Source organism: Kineosphaera limosa NBRC 100340, assembly GCF_000298215.1.
GTDB classification, from domain to species: Bacteria; Actinomycetota; Actinomycetes; order Actinomycetales; family Dermatophilaceae; genus Kineosphaera; species Kineosphaera limosa.
In genome coordinates this window covers 12,040-33,318 of sequence record NZ_BAHD01000007.1, presented here as the reverse complement: position 1 = coordinate 33,318, position 21,279 = coordinate 12,040, and the positions used below count along the sequence as shown (strand labels likewise).

Annotated in this window: 15 protein-coding genes; 10 read left to right on the top strand and 5 right to left on the bottom strand. The window is 71.5% G+C overall.

Annotation, left to right across the window (positions count from 1 at the left end; translation table 11 throughout):
- Positions 1-140: 140 nt before the first annotated feature.
- From nirB to KILIM_RS02895, 7 genes are all read left to right on the top strand, one after another.
- On the top strand, positions 141-2,822 hold the full coding sequence (gene nirB, locus KILIM_RS02925) for a nitrite reductase large subunit NirB (protein WP_006591122.1): 2,682 nt from the start codon (positions 141-143) through the stop codon (positions 2,820-2,822).
- 59 nt (positions 2,823-2,881) lie between these two features.
- Positions 2,882-3,292 carry a nitrite reductase small subunit NirD gene (gene nirD, locus KILIM_RS02920; protein WP_006591121.1) on the top strand — a complete coding sequence of 137 codons (411 nt, stop codon included), beginning with the start codon at positions 2,882-2,884 and terminating at the stop codon, positions 3,290-3,292.
- Between the two features lie 9 nt (positions 3,293-3,301).
- Entirely contained in the window at positions 3,302-4,522 is a 1,221-nt protein-coding gene (locus tag KILIM_RS02915) for a uroporphyrinogen-III synthase (protein WP_006591120.1), read from the top strand.
- A complete protein-coding gene (locus KILIM_RS02910; RefSeq protein WP_006591119.1) occupies positions 4,519-5,301 on the top strand; it encodes a sirohydrochlorin chelatase in 783 nt (260 codons plus the stop codon). Before KILIM_RS02915 ends, KILIM_RS02910 begins: the two co-directional genes overlap by 4 nt.
- Before the next feature lie 162 nt (positions 5,302-5,463).
- Positions 5,464-9,090, top strand: coding sequence for an ATP-binding cassette domain-containing protein (locus KILIM_RS02905; protein ID WP_006591118.1), 3,627 nt, complete (start codon positions 5,464-5,466; stop codon positions 9,088-9,090).
- A 117-nt stretch (positions 9,091-9,207) separates the two neighbouring features.
- Entirely contained in the window at positions 9,208-9,762 is a 555-nt protein-coding gene (locus KILIM_RS02900; protein ID WP_006591117.1) for a PAS domain-containing protein, read from the top strand.
- Positions 9,762-10,664, top strand: a complete 903-nt coding sequence (locus KILIM_RS02895) for a methyl-accepting chemotaxis protein (protein WP_006591116.1) — start codon at positions 9,762-9,764, stop codon at positions 10,662-10,664. The genes KILIM_RS02900 and KILIM_RS02895 overlap by 1 nt, the downstream gene beginning before the upstream one ends.
- Before the next feature lie 29 nt (positions 10,665-10,693).
- Here the strand turns inward: KILIM_RS02895 and KILIM_RS02890 are convergent, their stop codons facing one another.
- The gene (locus KILIM_RS02890) at positions 10,694-12,034 is read right to left on the bottom strand and encodes a hypothetical protein (RefSeq protein WP_040561998.1); all 1,341 of its coding nucleotides are present in this window, start codon (positions 12,032-12,034) and stop codon (positions 10,694-10,696) included.
- A gap of 259 nt (positions 12,035-12,293) precedes the next feature.
- On the bottom strand, positions 12,294-13,979 hold the full coding sequence (gene ffh / locus KILIM_RS02885; protein ID WP_006591114.1) for a signal recognition particle protein: 1,686 nt from the start codon (positions 13,977-13,979) through the stop codon (positions 12,294-12,296).
- Positions 13,980-14,215: 236 nt separating this feature from the next.
- Here ffh and KILIM_RS02880 point away from each other — a divergent pair, with 236 nt between their 5' ends.
- The 3 genes from KILIM_RS02880 to KILIM_RS02870 all read left to right on the top strand — a co-directional run bounded on the left by KILIM_RS02880 (position 14,216) and on the right by KILIM_RS02870 (position 16,927).
- On the top strand, positions 14,216-15,082 hold the full coding sequence (locus KILIM_RS02880; protein WP_006591113.1) for a 3-hydroxyacyl-CoA dehydrogenase family protein: 867 nt from the start codon (positions 14,216-14,218) through the stop codon (positions 15,080-15,082).
- Positions 15,079-15,474 (top strand): MGMT family protein, encoded by a 396-nt coding sequence (locus KILIM_RS21985; protein ID WP_006591112.1) that lies wholly within the window; start codon positions 15,079-15,081, stop codon positions 15,472-15,474. The genes KILIM_RS02880 and KILIM_RS21985 overlap by 4 nt, the downstream gene beginning before the upstream one ends.
- A gap of 103 nt (positions 15,475-15,577) precedes the next feature.
- A complete protein-coding gene (locus KILIM_RS02870) occupies positions 15,578-16,927 on the top strand; it encodes an ROK family transcriptional regulator (protein WP_051988610.1) in 1,350 nt (449 codons plus the stop codon).
- Positions 16,928-16,982: 55 nt separating this feature from the next.
- Here the strand turns inward: KILIM_RS02870 and KILIM_RS02865 are convergent, their stop codons facing one another.
- From KILIM_RS02865 to KILIM_RS02855, 3 genes are all read right to left on the bottom strand, one after another.
- Positions 16,983-19,361 (bottom strand): [protein-PII] uridylyltransferase, encoded by a 2,379-nt coding sequence (locus tag KILIM_RS02865; RefSeq protein WP_006591110.1) that lies wholly within the window; start codon positions 19,359-19,361, stop codon positions 16,983-16,985.
- Positions 19,362-19,573: 212 nt separating this feature from the next.
- Positions 19,574-19,912, bottom strand: coding sequence for a P-II family nitrogen regulator (locus tag KILIM_RS02860; protein WP_006591109.1), 339 nt, complete (start codon positions 19,910-19,912; stop codon positions 19,574-19,576).
- Complete coding sequence (locus KILIM_RS02855) at positions 19,909-21,270, bottom strand: ammonium transporter (protein ID WP_006591108.1); 1,362 nt, start codon at positions 21,268-21,270, stop codon at positions 19,909-19,911. Before KILIM_RS02855 ends, KILIM_RS02860 begins: the two co-directional genes overlap by 4 nt.
- Between the last annotated feature and the right edge of the window lie 9 nt (positions 21,271-21,279).

The window sequence follows — 21,279 nt, the reverse complement described above, 5'->3', positions numbered from 1 at the left end:
ACACAACGCCGATTCCCGCGTAACACGGGCTACTTACCGTCGATTTATCGCGAGCTTCTCCCGTCCTTTCATCGCGAATTCTCGCAATTCCCGGCGCCGTCGCCGACTTTCCCGCACCGCACACGAAAGAGGACACCGCTATGACCTCGACCCCTTTTCAGGCCGAGCCGCCGCAGGTGCCCATCGGCGACCCGTCCGGCACCCGGCACTGCGTCGTAGTCGGCGGCGGCATGGTCGCCCACCGTCTCGTCGAGGCGTTGCGATCCCGCGACACCGAGGGCACCTGGCGGATCACCGTGCTCGCTCAGGAGCCTCGTGCCCCCTACGACCGGGTCGCTCTGACGAGCTATTTCAGCGGCAAGAGCGCGACCGAACTGGAGTTGGGCGATCCGCAGCTATGGCGCGATCCGCTGGTCACGCTGCGGCGCGGCGTGGCCGTCACCGGCATCGACCGCGCGGCCCAAACCGTCGCCGTCACCCGCGGCGAGCCCATCGCCTACGACCACCTCGTCCTGGCCACCGGCTCCAACGCCGCGGTGCCACCCATCGAGGGCAACGAGCACAGCGGCGTCTACGTCTACCGCACGATCGACGACGTCGCCGAGCTCAAGGGGTACGTGCAGCAGCGGGGCCGCGACCTGGCGCGGCCACTCAAGGGTGCGGTCATCGGTGGTGGCCTGCTCGGCCTGGAGGCCGCCGGCGCGCTGCAGGCGATGGGCGTCGACTCCACCGTCGTGGAGTTCGCACCGCGACTCATGCCGATCCAGGTCGACGAGGGCGGCGGGCAGGCCCTGTCGCGCCTCATCGGCAACCTGGGTGTCACCGTGCTCACGGGTACCGCGACCAAGCGGATCGGCGCCACTCGCGGCCAGGTGTCCTCCATGACGTTCAGCGACGATCGGCGCATCGACGTCGACGTCGTCGTGCTGGCCACCGGCGTGCGCCCCCGCGACGAGCTCGCCCGCGCGACCGACCTGCCGGTGGGCGAGCGCGGCGGTGTCATCGTCGACGACGTCTGCCTGACGCAGGACCCCGCGGTGTCCGCGATCGGTGAAGTCGCGTGCATCCAGGGTCGCGTGTGGGGGCTGGTCGCGCCCGGCTACTCGATGGCCGAGATCGTCGCCGACCGGCTCCTGGGAGGGGCGGCGAGCTTCCCCGGTGCCGACACCGCGACCAAGCTCAAGCTGCTCGGCGTCGACGTCGCCAGCTTCGGCGACGCGTTCGCGACTCAGCCCGGGAGCCTGGAGATCGTCTACGCCGACCCTGTCGCCGGCGTCTACAAGAAACTCGTGCTCTGCGACGACGCGCGCACGCTGCGCGGCGGAATCCTCGTCGGCGACGCCTCCGCCTACGCCTCGCTGCGGCCTCTGTTGGGCCGCGAACTCGGTGGCGATCCGGCCGCCTATCTGCTGCCCGAGGGAGCGGCCGGCGGTGCCCCTGGCGGGGAGCTGCCCGACGACGCCACCGTCTGCTCCTGCAACAACGTCGACGCGGGCGCCATCCGTTCGGCCGTCTGCGAGGGCGGCTGTACGGACCTCGGCGAGGTCAAGGCGTGCACCAGGGCCGGCACGAGCTGCGGCTCCTGCCTGCCGCTGGTCAAGAAGTTGTTCGCCGCGGAGATGGTGAAGTCGGGCCTGAGCGTCAGCCGTGCGCTGTGCGAGCACTTCGACATGCCGCGCGCCGAGCTGTTCGACATCGTCCGAGTCACCGGCGAGCGGTCGTTCAGCCAGATCATCGCCCGGCACGGCCGCGGTCGCGGCTGCGACATCTGCAAGCCGACAGTTGCCTCCATCCTGGCCAGCCTGGGCTCCGGGCACATCCTGGCAGGCGAGCAGGCCACGCTGCAGGACACCAACGACCACGTGCTGGCCAACATCCAAAAAGACGGCACGTACTCGGTCGTCCCGCGCATCCCCGGCGGCGAGATCACCCCGGAGGGACTCATCGTCATCGGCGAGATCGCCCGCGACTTCGGGCTCTACACCAAGATCACCGGTGGTCAGCGCATCGACATGTTCGGCGCGCGGATCGAGCAGTTGCCGCTCGTGTGGCAGCGTCTGGTCGACGCGGGCTTCGAGTCCGGCCACGCCTACGGCAAGTCCCTGCGCACCGTGAAGTCGTGTGTGGGCTCGACGTGGTGCCGCTACGGCGTGCAGGACAGCGTCGGCATGGCGATCCGGCTCGAGTTGCGTTACCGGGGGCTGCGCGCGCCGCACAAGCTCAAGGTCGGGGTCAGCGGTTGCGCCCGCGAGTGCGCGGAGGCCCGCGGCAAGGACGTCGGCGTCATCGCGACGGAGCAGGGGTGGAACCTCTATGTCGGCGGCAACGGCGGGTTCACGCCGCGGCACGCCGTGGTGCTCGCCGAAGACCTCGACGACGACACCCTGATCCGGGCGATCGACCGGTTCTTCATGTACTACATCCGGACCGCCGACCGGCTGCAGCGAACCGCCCCGTGGATGGCCGACCTGGACGGCGGCATCGACCGGTTGCGCGAGATCATCCTCGATGACGCCCTGGGCATCTGCGCGGACCTCGACGCGGCGATGGATGCACACGTCGCGGGCTACTCCGACGAGTGGCGCGACGTGCTGGAGGACCCGGAGAAGCTCGCTCGCTTCCGATCGTTCGTCAACGCGCCGGCCATGGCTGATCCCGACCTGGCCTACGTGCCCGAGCGCGGCCAGAAGCGACCGGCCGCGGCGGATGAGCGCGACGTCACCACCGGCTTCCCCGGTGACGTCGCAGTGACACACGCCGACGAGGGCAGCGGTGCGGACACGCCCGTTTCGCTCGGAGCGCGGATCGAGGTGCGCTCGTGACCACGGCCCGAACAGCCCCCACCCGTCCGACAATCACACACGTTACTGTGGAGGATTCGTTGTCCGTCGAGACCGCCTATGAGGATGTCTGCGCACTGACCGAACTGCTGCCCGAGCGGGCCGCCGCGGCGTGGGTCGGCGGCGCACAGGTGGCGCTGGTCCGCCTGCTCGACGACTCGGTTTACGCTGTGGCGCAGCACGATCCGTTCAGCGGGGCCAACGTCATGTCCCGTGGCATCGTGGGCTCGGCGATCGTCGACGGGGAGCAGGTGCCGACGCTGCAGTCGCCGATGTACAAGCAGGCCTTCGACGTGCGCACCGGCGTCTGCCTCACCGATCCGGCCGTGGCGCTGGCCACCTGGCCGGTGCAGGTCTGCGAGGGTCGGGTATGCGTAGCCCGGGCTCCGCACGCCGGAGCATCGCTCGACGCGTCCACGTCGAGCGCAACGGCCGTCACGGAAGCGGGATAAGGAAAGACCATGCAGGAGCAACTTGGTGGACTTCGGGTGCTGCTGACGAACCAGCGCCGGGCTGCCGAGTTGGGGGCGGCCCTGGCCCGGCGGGGTGCCGCCATCGTCGATGCACCGGTGCTCTCGATCGTCCCGCACGCGGACGACGACGAGCTGACGGATCGAACGCGCGACCTCATCGCCGATCCTCCGGACGTCCTCGTGGTGACGACCGGAGTCGGGCTGCGCGGCTGGGTCGAGGCGGCCGACGCGGCGGGCCTGGCCACCGACCTCCTCGCGGCGCTGGCCGACACGCAGATCGTCGCCCGCGGCCCCAAGGCCAAGGGTGCGATTCTGCAGGCCGGGCTTTCCGCCGCCTGGACCGCAGAGTCGGAGACGGCGGCTGAGGTCGGCGAGTACCTGCTGGCGCAGGGAGTCGAGGGTCGCCACGTCGCCGTGCAGCACCACGGATCCGGCGACGACGGCCTCGACGCACTCTTCGCCGATGCCGGCGCCCGGGTCACCCCGGTGGTCGTCTATCGAGTCGGGCCGAGCCCGGATCCGGCGGCGGTGGCTCGCGGGATCGACCTGGTGGCCGACAAACAGGTCGACGCGGTCGTCTTCACCTCCGCGCCGATGGCGGCCGAGTTTCTCGACCGAGCCCGCAGCCACGGCCGGTTCGAGGAGGTCGTCGCTGCCTGCCATCCCCAGGGAGACGTCCTCGCCGCGGCCGTGGGTCCGGTGACGGCGGGCCCGCTGCAGGCGGTAGGCATCGAGCCGATCGTGCCGGATCGCTACCGCCTCGGGGCGCTCGTGCGCGAACTCGTCAAGGCGTTGGCGCCGCGGGCTGCCGCGCGCGTCCACACCCCCGCGGGGACCCTGATGGTGCGAACTCGCGCCGCCCACCTGGAGGGCCGGCCGCTGCCGCTCACGCCGGCGGGGCTGGCGGTACTGCGGCTGCTGGCGCAGGCGCAGGGTGCCGTCGTCACCCGCGCCGCCATCCTGGCCGAACTACCGGGAGACAGCACTAATCCGCATACGGCCGAGATGGCGGTGGCCCGGCTGCGCGAGGCCCCGGGCCTGCGCCCGCTCGTGCAGACCGTGGTCAAACGCGGCTACCGACTCGATGTGTTGCCCGATGACGTACCGCCCGAAAACGTACGCACCGCAAACATGCTGCCCGACGAAGTGCGCAACGACCCGATGCTCGATCCGAGCCGGCCCCGCGCCGAACAGGGAGCCCACCCATGACCACCGCCCCGACCCTGCTGCCCCCGCGGCACGACCGATCCGCTCACCTCGATCGGGGTGCACCCACCGATCTGGTGCTCGTCGCCCACGGCACCCGCGACGCGGCGGGCGCGGCGACCAGCCATCGGATCCGCGAAGCCGTAGCCGCTCAGCTCCCGGGCGTGCACGTCGAGCTCGCCTATGTCGACGTGCAGGAGCCACGCGTGGCGCAGGTCGTCGCGGCGCGCGCTGCGGCCGGTCGACGAGTGGCCGTCGTTCCGCTGCTGTTGAGCATGGGCTACCACGTGCAGGTCGACGTGCTGGGCGCCGTCGCACCGCACGCACTGGCCGCGACCAGCGGCGCCCTGGGTCCGCACCCGCTGCTGGTCCAGGCCCTGATCGAGCGCCTCGTTCAGGGCGGCGCGAAACCGGGCGATGCGATCGTGCTGGCGGCCGCCGGCTCCTCGCGCCCCCAGGCCGCTGCCGACGCGAAGGCCGTAGCCGCACTCCTGGCGCGCCGCTGGCCGGGTCGGGTGGGTGTCGGTTTCGGGGCCAGCGCCTCCCCCACGGTGCCGGCGGCCGTCGCCGCGGCTCGCGCCTGGCGCGCCTGCCGCACCGGCCGTGCCGTCGTCGCGTCGTACCTCATCGGCGAGGGCTTCTTCCACGACCGACTCCGCGAGGCCGGCGCGGACCTGGTGACCGACCCGCTGGCCGAGCACCCGGCGGTCATCGAACTCATCACCCATCGGTACGCGGACGCCCGCGCCCACCTCGACGAGGTCACCCGCGCGACCGGCTGACCGGACCGCCGCAACGCGCCGCCACCAGTCCGCCACCAGTCCGCCACCAGGCCGGCGCACCGGGCCGCATCGGGGGGTCAGGGCCGCCACCTGGGGCGACGCGTGGAGCTCGCGCGAAATTCACGTGCTTCGCCGGGGCTGACTCATTACGCTTCGGTACTCGTGACCACTCTGTTCGCCCGCTCCCTCGACTCAGCCGGCACCAGTGCCGACGCGGGTCGGCGCGCACCGGCGCCCCCGACGGTCACCTGGCGGCGGCTGCTGACCCCCGTCTGTGCCGTGGCGCTGCTGGCCCTGCTGCTCGGCTCGATCGGCACCGCTCTCGGCACGGTCGTCGCGGGCCGGCTGGCCGAGGGGGTCCGCCTCGATCTCGTGGGCTGGCTGGCCCTATGCGTCGTGGGCGGCGCGTGTCTCGACACCGTTGGGCGGGTGCTGTGGGCGGGGGCCGCCGATCTGGCCGAGGGTCGGCTTCGGGCGGACCTGCTGGACGCAGCGCTCAATCAGCCGCTGGCGGTGCTCACCGAGCAGGCCGTCGGGGAGGTGCTGGACCGCGTCGACGACGACACCCGCGAGGTCGGCTCGCTCGTGCGCCTGCAGGTGTGGATGATGCTGCGCGCCGTGCTCACCGGCGTGCCGATGCTCGTCGTGGCGGCCCTCACCTGGTGGCCGGGGGCCATCGTGTTTCCCCTCGTCACATGGCTGACGCTGCGCGTCGTGCGCCCCCTGCTGCCCGGCATCGCCGAGCGCAAGGTCGTCGAGGAGGCCGCGTGGACCGATCACGCCGCCGCTCTCGAGGAGGGTGTCGCCGGCCGCGACGACCTGCGCACGAGCCTGGGGCAGGCGTTCGCCATCAAGCGCCTAGCTCGGCTGTCGGCGATCGTCCACGCTCGCTTCGAGAACGTCCTGGTGCTCGAGCGCAAGGTCGTGCTGCGCGCCGGCCTGACCCTGCACGCGCTGCTCGCCGCGACAGCGGTGGTCGGCACCGCGTTGGCGCTGGGCGGCGGGCTGAGCGTGGCCCAACTCGTGACCCTGTTCCTCGTGACGAGCACGTTCGTCGGGCTCACCGCCCACGTCGCCGAGCAGTTGCCCGACCTGCAGGCCGGGATGGGCGCCGTGTTGCGGCTGCGCCTCATGCTCGCCTCTGCCCCGGAGCCCGTCGGCGGGCGCAGCCTCCCGCCCGGCGCACTGGACCTGCGCTTCGAGGACCTGCACTTCGGCTACCCGGAAGGCTCCTTCGCCCTGCGGGACATCGACCTGAGCGTGCCGGCCGGGCAGACGCTCGCGCTCGTGGGCCGCACCGGCTCCGGCAAATCGACGCTGGCCGCGCTCGTCTCCCGCGCGGTCGACCCTCCCGCCGGCACGGTCTTTCTCGGCGGAGTCGACGTGCTCGACGTCGACCTGCAGGAGCTGCGGCGCGCCGTCGGGGTCGTCACCCAGCGCACCGAGATCGTCGCGGGCACCCTCGCCGAGAACATCACGCTGTTCGCGGACCTGCCGCGCGACCGCATCGAGCAGGTCATCACCGAGCTGGGGCTCACCGATTGGGTCGCCGGCCTGGACGAGGGCCTGGACACCGCGCTGGGCGCCGGAGGCACCACGCTGTCGGCCGGCGAGGAGCAGCTGCTGGCCTTCGCTCGGCTGCTCATCCGCGACGTCGAGGTGGTCGTGCTCGACGAAGCGACCGCCCGGATGGACCCGCTCACCGAGTCCCGCGTCGTCGCCGCCGCCGACCGGCTGCTGCGCGGCCGCACTGGCATCCTCATCGCCCACCGCCTGTCCACGATCGCCCGCGCCGACCAGGTCGCAGTCCTGACCGACGGCCGGATCGTCCAGGCCGGGAGCCGCGTCGAGCTCGCGCGCGCCGAAGGACCCTTCCGCGACCTGCTCGAGGCCGCCGGCCTGAGCGAGGAGAATCGGGCCCCGCACGAGGCCACCCAGACATCCGATGCGGCGACCACCACGGCGCCATCCACGGCACCATCGACGGCACCATCGACGGAGCCGAGCTCTGAGCCGGCCGGCACCCGTCCCGGCGGATCCGCCGAGCCGGTAGCGGTCGGCACTTCCCGACGCCGCGGCGAGGTCGTGCCGCGGGCCGACGCGGGCTCCGGACCGTCCCTGGCCCGCGGCATCTGGCGCGTGTTCATCGTGCGGCCGCGTTGGGGGATCCTGTCGGTCGGTCTGTTCCTCGCCTACGGACTGTCCGGCGCCATGGGCGCCTTGACCGGCTACGGCTGGGGCCACGCCGTCGAGTCCCTGAGCACCGGCGGGAGCCCGTGGGGTTGGGTGGCGCTGGTCGTGGTGAGCGCGCTCTTGGGGCCGGTCGCGCTGGCGGCCGGGGTCATGCGCTACCCGCGCTGGTGGGTCGAGGTGCTGCTCCGCGTGCGGATGGCCGTGCTCGTCGGCCAGAGCGGTCAGCGTCGGCTACCTCCGTCTCCGGCCGGAGAGGTCGTGGCGCGCGCCCTGGACTCCGACCGGTACGCGCGCTACGCCGACCGTTGGGTCGATGTGCTCAACGGCCTGCTCATCGCAGGGTTCACCAGCCTGGCCGCGGGCTCATGGCTCGCCGGACTGGTGCTGTTGTGCGTCATGGTCGCCGCGGGTCTGGCGTCCGCCTTCGGCCGCCCCATCGCGGGCAAGTCGGCGACGGCTGCCTCCGCGGCGCGGGCCAGTTTCGGTCGCACCCTCGTCTCGGTGCTCGACGCCGCGCGCACCGTCAAGCTCGCGGGGCGCCTGCCACAGGTACGCACACACTTGTTGGCCGTTGATGAGCGGCGGGTGCGCGCGGCCGTCCGCGAGCACCGCGTGCAGTCGGCCCTCGACGGAGTGCCGACGATCATGGTGCAGCTCGGCGTGGTCGCGGCCTGGCTCGGCGTGCTGCTCGACGCCTGGGGCCTGGCGACGGCGCTGCTCGTCGCGACCGCCGTCAGCGGCTTCGACTGGTTCGGCCGAGTCGCCGGTGCCGTCGTCACCGAGGCGCCCGGCACCCGCTCCTGGCAGACGGCGACCGGCCGCATGGCCGGTGGGGTCGACCTCATGCAGCTGCCCGACGGAGTCGATCTGCTCACCGGCGCGGCCCCCGACCCGCCGCGAGTGCCCCGCGCGCCCCTGCGGCAGCTCACGCTGCGCGGCCTCACGGCCATGCACGAGGACGGGACGATCGGCATCGAGGACGTCGACCTCGACGTCGAGCGCGGCGAACTGGTGTTGCTGCTGGGGCAGATCGGCTCTGGCAAGTCGAGCCTGCTGCGGGCGTTGGCCGGGCTGGTCGACCACCGTGGCTCGCTGCGCTGGAACGGCACCGAGGTCGGCGACCCCGAACTGTTCCTGCGCCCCGGTCAGGTGGCTTACGTCGCCCAGGTGCCGCGGGTGCTCTCGGGCACGTTTGCGGACAACGTTCGGTTGGGCCACGAGCGACTCTTCACCGCGCCGGTCGCCGATGCGCGCCTGAGCGCCGACGTGGAGAGCGCCGGTGGCCCCGAGGCGTTGGTCGGGCACCGCGGCGTGCGGCTGTCCGGCGGCCAGGTGCAGCGCCTGGCCCTGGCCCGAGCCCTGGCTGCCGACGCCGAGCTGCTCCTGGCCGACGACGTTTCCTCGGCCTTGGACGCCCGCACCGAGGTGGACCTGTGGCGGGCCCTGCGCGACCGCAACGCGACCGTCATCGGCGCCACGTCCAAACGCGCCGCGCTCGCCCAGGCCGATCGGGTCGTCGTCGTCGCCGACGGCCGCGTCGCCGCCGTCGGCCCCTGGACCGAGCTCGAGCGCAGCTGGGCGCACCTGGCCGGATGAGAGGAGCGGTGCAGGACGACCGACTAAGAACAGCCTCGCCAACACCGAATAACAGTGTGTATTCGATCCCGTCGGTTCTCACAAGGTGCCCGGGGATGACTATGCCGAGGAGGCACTTTGTCCGCCGTTGCGCCCACGGGCCGAGAGCGACGCTTCGAACCCAGTGAGCTACTCGTCTCCAAGACCGACCCGAAAGGCCGGATCACCTACGCGAACGATGTCTTCGTCCGCGTCTCCGGATACACGCTGCCGGAGATCATCGGCCAGCCGCACAATCTCATCCGGCACCCCCAGATGCCACGCGGTGTGTTCCGGCTGCTGTGGGACTCGATCGGGCGCGGTGAAGAGATCTTCGCGTTCATCAACAACCTGGCCAAGAACGGCGACCACTATTGGGTGCTCGCCCACGTCACGCCGACCCGCGATCGCGCCGGCAAGATCATCGGCTTCCACTCGAATCGGCGCGTGCCGGAGCCGGCGGCGATGACGCGGGTGCTGCCGCTGTATCAGCGGATGCTCGACGAGGAGAAGCGCCACCGTAAGGCCAGTGAGGCGGCCGACGCCTCGGCCCGGTTGCTCGCCGACACGCTCACCGAGCAGCACCTGACCTACGACCAGTACATCTGGTCCCTCATCGACCCCAGCACTGCGTCCAGAGCAGAGGTGGCGTGATGGCGCTCCTGATGCCCAAGCGCACCGCGCTGCCCACCCCGGCGCCCGTCGACGTCGCGGCCGACGAGGCGCTGGCTCGACTCGCCCAGGTCATCGAGAGCGCAGCGCACGGCGACCTGGAGGTGCGTGCCGACGTACTGACCGGCAACGAGCAGCTCGACGCCGCCGGCGAGTCGTTCAACCGCCTGCTCGACGTCGTCGACGCGTTCATGCGCGAGGCGCAAGCCTGCCTGAGCGCCGCCGCCGACGGGCGGGGCCACCGCCAGTTCCTGCTCCGCGGGATGCCCGGCGGCTTCGAGGCAGGCGCAAAAGACATCAACACCGCCCGGCTGAAGATGCTCGCAGTCGGGCAGGAGATGGCGGCCCAGGAGGCCACCCGCTCCGAGCTCGTCTCCACGACGATGGGCATTGCCGCCGAGGTCAGCGAAACCGCCGTGCACCTGGCACGCACCAGCGCCGATCTCAGCGCCGGGGTCGAGGACGCCGTCGCTCGAGCCGCGGACGCGATCTCGACCGTGCGCACCCTGGAGTCCGCGGGCGCCGAGATTCAGCAGGCCGTCGCCATCATCAGCGGCGTCGCCGGCCAGACCCGGCTGCTCGCGCTCAACGCGACCATCGAGGCGGCCCGCGCCGGCGACCTGGGCAAGGGTTTCGCGGTCGTCGCCGGCGAGGTCAAGGAGCTGGCGAACGAGACGAGCAAGTCCTCGGACGACATCGCCCGCCAAGTCGTCGCCACGCAGGAGGCGTTGGCGGCCTCCGTGCAGACGATCGCGGCGATCAGCGAGGCCATCACCGGCATCTCCACGCTCGTCACGGAGGTCGCGACGACCGTCTCCGGAGAAGGCGGACTCAGCGAACACGCCCAGCAGCTGCGCACCCAGATCATCGCCTGCAGCGGCTGAGGACGGGCCGATCCTGCGAGGGTCGTCGGCTACCGGTCGGCCGGAGGCTGCGCATCCGCCGGTTGCATCGGCTCCTTCGCGGCGATCGGCCGCTGCGCTGGCGGCCGGGAGGCCATCAGCAGAGCCGGCCCCAACAGCAGGGTCTCCAGCATCGGCGGGAAGCTCTGGGTCGCCTCGGGACCGCCCACGAACCGCACCGCGTTCACGAGGAGCACCGACAGCACCCCGGCCAACACGACGAGGCCAAGGCCGGCGGGGCGAATCGAGCGGGTCACGCTGTACTCCCACGCGACCACCACCGAGACCAGCAACGGCAGGAGGCCGAACTGCGCCGGCATCGTCAAGGCCATGGACGCGCCCGCGAACGCCTCCGAGATCGCCCCCGACGAGGTGCGAGTGAGCTGTTCCGCGATAGCCAAGACGGCAGCGGCAAGCACAAACAGTGCCAAGGCGGCGGCCAGCAGTCGTCGTCCCCCGCGCACCGGGCCGACCACGAACAGCACGAAGCCGGCCAGCTCGGCGAGCATCATGACGCGACCGAGCGGGACTCGCGTCGCCGGCGGCTCGTCGAGCAGCATCAGCTGCTCCGGCGGGTAGAGCCACGTGGCCACCAGCCCCACAACTCCGGCGAGCACGAAGAACGCCCCAGCCCAACGCCACCACACCCAGCCGCGCGCCGGTCGTGGGTCGCCGGCGGCGACGCCCCGTCCGGCGGCAGCCCCCCGACCCGCGGCCGCGGCCCGCGCGAGCAGCAGCCCCACCACCACCCAGGCCAGCCCGGAGAGAACGTCCGTGCCCACCGGGTCGTCGTGGCTGGCGCCGAACACGGCGGAGCAGATCATCAGCTCGAAGGCGGGGGCCGTGAGCAGCAGGGTGACGGCTGCCGGCGTCGTGCGTCGCCACGTCTGCGCGTGTGCCCCGGTACGAGGAGGGATCGCGACGGCGACCAGCAGCAGCAACACCCCGAGCCCCAGCGCCCAGAACCCCATCGAGAACGTGACGAGTCCTTCGACCCCGGCGGGCAGCTGTGGGTACCAGCCCGGGAACGGCGCCTCCGGCTTGCCCTGCCCCCACCAAGCGACCCACACGCCGGGGCGAAACGCGACGCCCAGTGCGCTGAACAGCAACGTGGGATAAGCCACGGCCTTGGCAGCGCGACCGCGCCACGGCAAGAACAACAACAGGAGCAAACCAGCTGCCACGAGCAGTTGGCCAGGGGCGACGAGTTCTCCGCTGCCGGGATGCACGTGAAAGGTCCAGCCCATGTGCAGTGGGTTCGCGTCGTCGTTCTCCCGCGCGACCCGATCATCGAGGCGTAGCGGCCCCCACCAGCGGAGCGCCCCGCCGGCAGCGGTCAGCAGACCGCCCACGACGAACGCTGCGGCCGCCGACCACCACGGCCACGTCTGCCGCCCCGTGGGTGCCGGTGGACCGCCATCGTCGCCCGATGCCTCCGCGCTGCGGGCACTGAGCCCGCCACTCGCAATTCCTTCAGTACGCGCAGCCACAACGACGCTCTCGCCCATGACGAACCCCCGCTTTCGGACCCCTACCCCCTAGGAGTCGATGCGATCAGTCTGTCCCGGCGCACCAGCGGCGCACAAGGGCGCCGGATGACGAAAGCGGGCCCTATTTGAGGAACTTGTCGAATCCCTTGGGCAGCTTCGTCGGGTCCAGGTTCTTGAGGAGTTCGGCGGCCTGCGCGGCCTGGGCGGGGTCGGCGCCCTGGCCGGGTTGACCGGCCTGGCCGACTGCTCCGAACGCGCCCCCGGCGGGTCCGGCGGCGGGCTGCTCAAAGGCGGCGCCGTAGGCGTTCTGGCGGGCCTGGGCGCGCTTTGCCTCGATCTCCTTCGCCTGCTGCGCGCGCTTGGCGGGGTTACCGCTCTTGCCCTTGACCTTGGGCGGCGGCTTGCGCTTGGCCGCCCCGCCGCCGCCTCCGGGCATGCCGGGCATCCCCGGGATGCCGCCGCCACGGCGCAGCTGGCGCATCATCTTCTGGGCCTGCCCGAACCGCTCCAGTAGCTGGTTGACCTCGGAGACGGTGACGCCCGAGCCGCGGGCGATGCGGGCTCGACGTGAACCGTTGATCTGCTTGGGGTGGTTGCGCTCGAACGGGGTCATCGAGCGGACCATCGCCTCGACGCGGTCGAACTCGCGCTCGTCGAGGGAGGCGAGCTGCTCGCGCATCTGGTTCATCCCCGGCATCATGCCGAGCAGCTGTTTGAGCGACCCCATCTTCTTGATCGCCGACATCTGCTGGAGGAAGTCGTCGAACGTGAAGTCCTCCTCCTCCATGAACTTGCGCGTCAGCTCCTGCTGCTCGCGCCGGTCGAACGCCCGCTCGGCCTGCTCGATGAGGGTGAGCACGTCACCCATGTCGAGGATGCGGCTGGCCATGCGGTCGGGGTGGAAGACCTCGAAGTCCTTGGTCTGCTCACCCGTGGAGGCGAACATGATCGGCCGACCCGTGACGTGCGCGATCGACAGCGCAGCGCCACCGCGGGCGTCACCGTCGAGCTTGGACAGCACGACGCCGGTGAAGTCGACCCCGTCGGAGAAGGCGACCGCGGTGTCGACAGCGGCCTGACCGATCATCGCGTCGACGACGAACAGCACCTCGTCGGGCTCGATCGCGGAGCGGATGTCAGCCGCTTGCTGCATCAGCTCGGTGTCGATCGCCAGGCGGCCGGCGGTGTCGACGATGACGACGTCGCGCTGTTGGCGCTGGGCCTCCGCCACACCCTGGCGGGCCACGGTGATCGGGTCGCCGTAGCCGCGAGTGCCCGACCCGTATTCGACGGCGGCGTCGTAACCGGCGACGTTGCCGCGCTCGGGCGCGAAGACCGGCACGCCGGCCCGCTCCCCCACGACCTCCAGCTGCGTCACCGCGTTCGGGCGCTGCAGGTCGGCGGCCACGAGCATCGGGGTGTGCCCCTGCTGCTTGAGCCAGTAACCGAGCTTGCCGGCCAGCGTCGTCTTACCCGACCCCTGCAGACCCGCGAGCATGATGACCGTGGGCGGCTGCTTGGCCAGCCGGATCGGCCGCGTCTGCCCGCCGAGGATCTCGACGAGTTCGTCGTTGACGATCTTGACGACCTGCTGACCGGGGTTGAGGGCCTCGTGCACTTCGGCACCGAGGGCACGCTCGCGCACCCGCGACGTGAACGCGCGCACGACCGGCAGGGACACGTCGGCGTCCAGCAGGGCGACCCGGATGTCGCGGATCGTCGCGTTGATGTCGCTGTCGGTGACCCGGCCCTTGGAGCGCAGGTTCTTGAACGTCAGGGTGAGACGGTCGGACAGGTTGTTGAACACCGACCCAGGTTATCCGGTCTGCCGTCAGGGGCCCGTCGTGCCCACCGTCGCGACGCCGCAGTCGCTGCTCAGAGCCCCGCTCGAGGCCTCACGCACAGCCTCGCTCGGGGTGTCGCCCGCTGGTCGATTCCCCAATCGGCCGCGAGGAGCACCGGGTGCGCACCACTATTGGAGGCAGTCGATCCACCTCGCGTCGCGCCTGCCGGCCTGACGCACGCTTCGGAAGGTCAGCCACCATGTCGTTCACGATGCCGACGAACACCGAGTCCCGCCCCGTCACCGTCATCGGCGGGGGCACCTTGGGCCGCAAAATCGCCCTGATGATGGCCAACCGCGGCGGGGTGGTCCGCATCGTCGACAAGATTCCGCAGGTGCGGCAGGACGCCAAGACCTACGTCGAGGAGAACCTAGCGAGCGTCATCGAGACGATCGACGACGGCAGCGTAGGCACCATCGAGCTGTACGACGACATCGCCGATGCGGTACCCGGCGCCTGGCTCGTCGTCGAGGCCGTCCCGGAGAAGAAGGACCTGAAGATCTCGCTCTTCGGCGAACTGGACAAGATCGCCGACGACGACGCCATTCTGGCGACCAACTCCTCCTCTTATGCCAGCGAGGAGATCATCGGCCAGGTGCAGCGCCCCGAGCGGGTGTGCAATGTGCACTTCTACCAGCCGCCGGAGTTGCCCGCCGCCGACCTCATGAGCAGCGGGCACACGGACGAGGCGATTCTACCCTTCTTGAAAGAGGAGCTGGCCAAGCACGGCGTCTTCGGCTTTATCGCCGCCAAGAAGTCGACGGGTTTCATCTTCAATCGCATCTGGGCGGCCATCAAGCGCGAATGCCTTTCGGTCGTCGCCGACGGCGTGAGCACGCCCCAAGACATCGACCAGATGTGGATGATCAACTTCGGCATGGACTGGGGTCCGTTCCAGCTCATGGACAAGGTCGGTCTGGATGTCGTACGCGACATCGAGCTGCACTACATGGATGAGCGGCCCGGACTGCCCACCAACACCATCGAATTGCTCGACGGCTACATCGAGCGCGGTGAGCTGGGCCGCAAGAGCGGCAAGGGCTTCTATGACTACTCGCAGGAGTGAGGGCCGACGCCGCGTGGCTTAGGCGCGCGGTGGCCGCCGTGGTGGCGCTGGTGCCGCCGGGGCGCGTGGTCTCCTACGGCGACGTCGCCGAGCTGCTGGGCGTGGGTCCGCGCCAGGTCGGCGCGATCATGGCGGCCGGACCGGAGCCCGGTGCGGCGCAACTGCCCTGGTGGCGGGTGACGAACGCGGCGGGCACCCTGCCGGTGCACCTGCTGGACGAGGCGGTGGCGCACTGGCGCGCGGAGGGCACCACGCTGCGCCGCGACAACCGTGGGGTGGCCATCCGCACCCGCCGCGCAGACCTGCCCGCTCTGGCCGATGCAGCGGAGGCGATGTTGGGCCCGCTGCCCGGCGGCACCGGCCTGCATCGGACCGACGGATCGAACACCTGAACGACAGCGTAGGCACCCGGCGTAGGCGCTCGACCTGCGCGACTTTTGTTGCAGTTCGACATTTTGCCCCGATTATCGAACCGTGCGCGAGTATCGTGACCGAATGTCGCTTCCCCGTCCTCGGACACCGCAGCGCGTGGCCACGATCGGGCCCGCCGGCGCCCGCCAGTCGTCGCTGCGGGACAACAACCTCCGCCTCGTGCTCCAGCGGATCGTCGCCGCCCACGAGCCGCCCTCGCGCGCCCAGGTCGCGCACTCCACGTCGATGACCCGATCGACGGTCTCCCGCCTGGTCGACGACCTGGTGCACGCCGGCTTCGTCAACGAGTTGGCCCCCCAGGTCGGCAGCGGGCCCGGCCGGCCGGCCACACCCCTGGTGCCCTCGCGCGGCAAGATCGTGGCGCTCGGCCTTCAGGTCAACACCGAGTTCATCGCCGCGGTAGCGGTCGATCTCGCCGGGCAGGTGCTGGCGACGCGGCGGCAGAACGGCCAGTTCGTCGGTTCCAATCCGCTGGCGGTCCTCGGCGATCTGGGCGATCTGGCCCGGCAGATCCTGGGCAAACTCCCCCGCAGCACCCGCGTGGTCGGCGCGGGGTTGGCGCTGCCGGGCATCGTCGTGGCCGGCACTGGGCGCCTCATGCGGGCGCCCAACCTCGGCTGGTCGCAGGTCGAGGCGGGGCCGCTGCTGCTGCCGATGCCGGCCAAAGGCATGAGCGGTCAGCCGGTGCATCTGGGCGTGCGGATGGGCAACGAAGCCGACTTCGCCGCGCTCACCGTCGCCCAGAACCGCCCCGGCCGCAGCGGGGACCTGGCCGACTTCGTCTACCTGGCCGGCGAGGTCGGCGTCGGTGGCGCGCTGGTGACCGACGGCACGCTGGCGGCGGGACGCAGCGGCCTGGCCGGGGAGATCGGGCACGTGTGCGTGGACCCGAACGGTCCGGCGTGCCGGTGCGGGTCCACCGGCTGCCTGGAGCAGTACGTCGGCGGGGATGCCCTGCGGCGCGAGGCCGAGGCGATCAGCCCGGCGCCCGCCACCGCGGGGTCCACGCCGGGGTCCACGCCGGGGTCCACGCCGGGGTCCACGGCGTGGACTCCCCGGGAGGCCGTCGCCGCCCTCGTGGCCAGCGCCAAGAGCGGTGACGAGCGCGCGGAGGCCGTGTTGCAACGGGCCTCCTGGGCGCTGAGTGTCGCCCTGGGCGGGGTGGTCAATGTCGTCGACATCCCCACGATCGTCCTCGGCGGGCATCTGGGCGCCCTCGGCGCGTATATCAAGGACGACCTCACCGCCCGCCTGGCCACCCGCGTGCTGGGCTCGGCCTGGAGCCCGCCGCGCATCGTCATCGCCCGCGGCGTTGCCGACTCCGATGTGGCCGGGGCGCACGGCGCCGCCCTGGCCGAGTTGCAGACCCTCATCGCCAACCCGGCCCGCTGGGTCAAGTCCACCGCCGACTGAGCCTCCCGCTCCGGCCGAGCCGTCGGGTGGGTCAGGTATCGGCCGGGGCGGAGCGTCAGGGGGTGGTGGCGGCGTCGATGAGGGAGCGGATCACTTGGGCCACCCGGGCGGGAGCCAGTTGGCTGCCGTCGGGTTCGGTGAGGTAGACGGTGTCGACTGCCTGGCCGCAGTAGGTGGCCACGTGCGCGCTGCGGACGCTCACCGTGAGTTGCGCGAGGCACCGCCCGACGTCGTGCAGCAGGCCGGGGCGGTCGGTGGCCCGCAGCTCGAGCACGGTGGCGTCGGCGGCGGCGTCGGGCACGAGCAACGCCCGGGTCACGGGTGCGTCGGGCACCGGCACCGGCCGCCGGCTCAGCGGCGCCAGGCCGCGGCGGTCGCCGGAACGCAGCCGTAGCATCGCGCGCTCCAACGCCTCCCGATCGGCGCGCGCCCCCGAGGGCGACTCCACGTGCCAGTGGTCGATGGCGATTCCGTCATCGGTGCTCAGCCGGGCCCGTCGAACCGACAGGCCGTGGGCGGCCAGGACCCCTGCGGTGTCGGCGAACAGGCCGACCCGGTCGGGCGCCACGACCTCAACCAGCTGGCCGTCCCCGTGGTCTTCCACCCGCACCTGCACCCCCAGCCGCTGAGCGGCGACGCGCACGTGCCCGGGGATCTGGACGGACGATTCGGCCGAATCGAGCGCGGGAGCACCCGGCGCCAACCGGGCCCGCGCCGCCGTCACCAGATCGTCGACCAGCCGGGACCGCCACGAACTCCACGCCGCTGGCCCGGCCGCGCGCGCATCGGCCTCCGTGAGGGCGCGCAGCAGCTCCAGGGTGTCCAGGTCGTTGTCCACGGCCGCGCAGAGCAGCTCCGGGGTGCGCGGGTCGTCGGGGTCGCGGCGGGTCGCCAGGTCGACGAGCGTGAGGTGGTGGCGCACCAGCAGTGCGACCAGTTTCGCCTGCTGCGGTTCGTAGCCCAGGGCGAGCACCGCCTGCTCGGCCGGCTCCGCCCCGATCGCGGCGTGGTCTTCGGCGCCGAAGGCCTTGCCCAGGTCGTGCAGCAGGCAGGCGAGCAGCAGCACGTCGGGGCGCCGCACATCGGCCAGCAGCCGTCGGGCGTGCACCACGGCCTCCAGGCTGTGCCGGTCGACCGTGTGTCGGTGCACCGGATTGTGCTGCGGCAGGCTGCGGATCGTCGACCACGCCGGAATCCACTGCTCGATGACCCCGGCCAGGGTCAGGCTCTCCCAGACCCCGACGAGCCCCTCGCCGGAGGCGAGCAGTTCGCCGAACAGGTCGCGGGCGTTCGGCGGCCACGGCTTGGGCAGATGCGGCACGTTCTCGACGAGGTTCTCCAGGGTTGTCGGCCCGATCGGTAGTTGCGCGGACGCGGCCGCCCGGGCGGCCCGCAGAATGAGCAGCGGGTCGGCGCCAGGGTCGGTGCGGGGGCCGAGTACGACCTCCCCGTCGTGGCTGGACAGCCCGTGCCCCAACGGGGTCAGTGCCGGTTTGCGCGGACCGATCCGCAGTGCGCGAGCCCGTTGGCTCTGCCCGGCCCGCCGGGTCGTGGAGTCCAGGGCGTGCGCGATCGCGCGTCCCGCGTCGGCCACATCCTTGAGCATGAGGTCGGCGTCGCGGTAACCCAGCAGCGCGGCGACGGCATCGTGCTCCTGCTGCACGAGCCGCTCCCGGCCGCGGCCGGTCACCAGGTGCAACGCGTCGCGCGCGTCGAGCAGCCGCTGGTAGGCCTCGTCGACCTGGCCGCGCGGACGGTCCGCGAGCCAGGCCGCCGCCAACGCCCGGATGATCGTCAGGTCGCGTAGCCCCCCGCGGGCCTCCTTGAGGTCGGGCTCGATGAGGTGCGCCAACTCGCCGTAGCGCTCGTGTCGCTCCCGCACGGCCTCCAGCAGTTCGGGCAGACGCTTGCGCGCGTTGGCGCGCCAGTCGTACGCGACGCTCGAACGAACCCCGGCGACCAGGTCGGCGTCACCGGCGATCATCCTCAGGTCGAGCAGCCCGACGGCGGCCACCAGGTCGGCTCCGGCGACCGCGCGGCATTCGGCGAGGGTGCGCACGCTGTGGTCCAAGCGCACCCCGGAGTCCCACAGCGGATACCAGTGTTGCTCAGCGATCTGGGCGAGCTCGGCGGCCGACCGGCGTCCGTCGTGCAGCAGCACGAGGTCGAGATCGGAGGCGGGGCCGCTGTCCGCGCGGGCCAGGCTGCCGACAGCGGCCAGGGCGACGCCATCGCGGGGCGTCTGCGCCCCCAGCCACGCCCGCTGCAGCCAGGAGCCGGTGACCGAGGCGATCGCGTCGCGCCGGCGCGCTCCGGCGCCCAACTCGGTGAAGGCGCGCAGGCTCGCGGCGTCGGTGCGCATCTTGCGCAGGTCGCCAGGGCCCCCGGGGAGCCCAACCACAAGTCGAGCCGGTGCGCTGTCGGGGGCTTTCATGTCGTGTGGTCCCTTCGTCGGCTGGCGCGCTGGGTGAGGCTCTGGGTGAGGCATTGGGCGAAGCACTGGGTGAGGCACCGGTCTGCGAAACACCTGGTCTGCGCAGCCCGATGAGCGCTTGGGCCCGGGGTGCCGGCTCGCCGAGGGCGAACCAGCACCCCGGGCGATGAGGGGTGAGAGCTCCAGCAGCGCGGCGGCTGCCGTCGGGGGCGTTACAGGGCCTGGGTGCCCCGCTCGCCGGTGCGGACACGGACGACCTCTTCGACGGGGGCCGTCCAGACCTTGCCGTCGCCGATCTTGCCGGTGCGGGCGGCGGTGACGATGACGTCGACGACATCCGCGGCGTCCGCGTCGTCGACGAGCACCTCGAGGCGGGCCTTCGGCACCGTGTCGACCGTGTACTCGGCGCCGCGGTAGACCTCGCTGTGACCGCGCTGGCGGCCGAAGCCGCTGGCCTCGCTGACGGTCATGCCGGCAACGTCGAACGCCTCCAGGGCGTTGCGCACGTCGTCGATCTTGAACGGCTTGATGATGGCGGTGACGAGCTTCACGAAGAAACAGCTCCCTTGTCGGAGGTGGCGGGGCCGGCGGAGAGGTCGCCGCTGGCCAGGGACGAGCGGGTGTAGGCCATGCTCATCGAGCGCACCCCGGGCTGGCCGAGCAGTTCGTAGGCGCTCTCGGCGTGCTCGTGCCGGTCGATGCCCTCCAGCTCTTGGTCGTGGTCGATGCGGAAGCCCATGGTCTTGTGCAGCACCCACCCGATGGCGTAGCTCAGCACGAAGGAGACGATGAGCACGCTGAATGCTCCCACCGCCTGGCGCCACAGCTGGTCGAAGCCGCCGCCGTAGAAGAGGCCGTTGACGCCGGCCGGGGCGTTGGCCGTTGCGAGAAAGCCGATGAGCAGCGTGCCGACCAGGCCGCCGACGAGGTGCACACCGACGACATCCAGGCTGTCGTCGTAGTTGAACTTGTTCTTCAGGCTGACGGCCAGCGCACAGCAGGCTCCGGCGATCGCGCCGATGACGATGGCGCCGAGCGGGGAGACGGAGTCCGCGGCGGGGGTGATGCCGACGAGGCCTGCGACGATGCCCGAGGCTGCGCCCAGGGAGGTCGCGTGCCCGTCGCGGATCCGCTCGACGAGCAGCCAGCCGAGGATGGCGGCGGCGGTCGCGGCGAGGGTGTTGATGAAGGCGACGGCCGCGGTGGTGTTGGCCGCGCCGGCCGAGCCGGCGTTGAAGCCGAACCAGCCGAACCACAGCATGGCGGCACCGAGCATGACCAGGGTCAGGTTGTGCGGACGCATCGGCTCCTTGCCGAAGCCGTGCCGGTTGCCGATGACGAGCACGAGCGCCAGGGCTGCGGCACCGGCGTTGATGTGGATGGCGGTGCCGCCGGCGAAGTCCAGGGCATGGATCTGGTTGGCGATCCAGCCGCCGCGGACCGTGCCGTCCTCGGAGTCGAAGGCGAACACCCAGTGCGCGATGGGGAAGTACACGACGGTGCCCCAGATCGCGGTGAACACCAGCCAGGTCGAGAACTTCGCGCGGTCGGCGATGCCGCCGGCGATGAGGGCCGTCGCGATGATCGCGAACATCGCCTGGAAGGCGACGAACGCCAGTGACGGGATGCTGCCCGCGACCGAGCTCTCGCTCATCAGCCCCTGCAGTCCCAAGAACTCGGTGGGGTTACCGATGATGCCGCCGTAGCTGTTGCCGAAGGCGATGCTGTATCCGTACAGCACCCACAGCACACCGATGGTGGCCATGGCCCCGAAGCACATCATCATCATGTTGAGGACGGCCTTGGCACGCACCATGCCGCCGTAGAAGAAGGCCACGCCCGGGGTCATGAACATCACGAGCGCTGCGCTCGTGAGCACCCAGGCGGTATCGCCGCTGTTGATTTCCATGTCCGCTAG

Coding starts and splice junctions, on each gene's coding strand:
- nirB (WP_006591122.1), top strand. CDS start 141: ATGACCTCGACCCCTTTTCAGGCCGAGCCGCCGCAGGTGCCCATCGGC.
- KILIM_RS02915 (WP_006591120.1), top strand. CDS start 3,302: ATGCAGGAGCAACTTGGTGGACTTCGGGTGCTGCTGACGAACCAGCGC.
- KILIM_RS02910 (WP_006591119.1), top strand. CDS start 4,519: ATGACCACCGCCCCGACCCTGCTGCCCCCGCGGCACGACCGATCCGCT.
- KILIM_RS02895 (WP_006591116.1), top strand. CDS start 9,762: ATGGCGCTCCTGATGCCCAAGCGCACCGCGCTGCCCACCCCGGCGCCC.
- KILIM_RS02880 (WP_006591113.1), top strand. CDS start 14,216: ATGTCGTTCACGATGCCGACGAACACCGAGTCCCGCCCCGTCACCGTC.
- KILIM_RS02870 (WP_051988610.1), top strand. CDS start 15,578: ATGTCGCTTCCCCGTCCTCGGACACCGCAGCGCGTGGCCACGATCGGG.
- KILIM_RS02865 (WP_006591110.1), bottom strand. CDS start 19,361: ATGAAAGCCCCCGACAGCGCACCGGCTCGACTTGTGGTTGGGCTCCCC.
- KILIM_RS02855 (WP_006591108.1), bottom strand. CDS start 21,270: ATGGAAATCAACAGCGGCGATACCGCCTGGGTGCTCACGAGCGCAGCG.